Source organism: Flammeovirga pacifica, from assembly GCF_000807855.2.
Lineage (GTDB): Bacteria > Bacteroidota > Bacteroidia > Cytophagales > Flammeovirgaceae > Flammeovirga > Flammeovirga pacifica.
In genome coordinates, this window is sequence record NZ_JRYR02000015.1 from 405 (window position 1) to 839 (window position 435).

Consider the following 435-nt stretch of genomic DNA (forward strand, 5'->3'; position numbering starts at 1 on the left):
AACTGAACAGTATTATAAAATTCATGATGATACAGTAATCAATGAAGTACTAAATATTTACAATCAAAATAACTTATAAATCCAATGACGACAATTCAAACAATTTCACAACTAGAGGAAGTAAAAGGTATAAATAATATATCTCACGATTTAGAAAAGCTTATTAGATTTTTAACGCTTTCTGTCGCTATTTCTTACGAAAAAGAATCTAAAAACATTTCAATAAATGGAGAAATAGAAATACCTGAAAGGTGTGACGAAATATTAGATACACTTTTTTTAATAAAAGACTTATTAGAGAAAAAATAAAAATACGTACATGAATAATTTAAAAAATATTCCTCATTTTCTATTAATTATTATTAGTGTGGCTTACTCTATTTTTGTAGTAAGCCACTACTTAAACACTCAATTTCCTTTTGTTTATGCTGTAGC

General features: G+C 25.1%; 1 protein-coding gene. It reads left to right on the top strand.

The features are described from left to right. Window positions 1–84: 84 nt before the first annotated feature. Entirely contained in the window at window positions 85–309 is a 225-nt protein-coding gene (locus tag NH26_RS24910) for a hypothetical protein (protein ID WP_071397311.1), read from the top strand. Window positions 310–435 lie beyond the last annotated feature (126 nt).

Bases quoted from the DNA above. Each gene is read 5' to 3' on its own strand.
- NH26_RS24910 (WP_071397311.1), top strand. From the start codon at position 85: ATGACGACAATTCAAACAATTTCACAACTAGAGGAAGTAAAAGGTATA.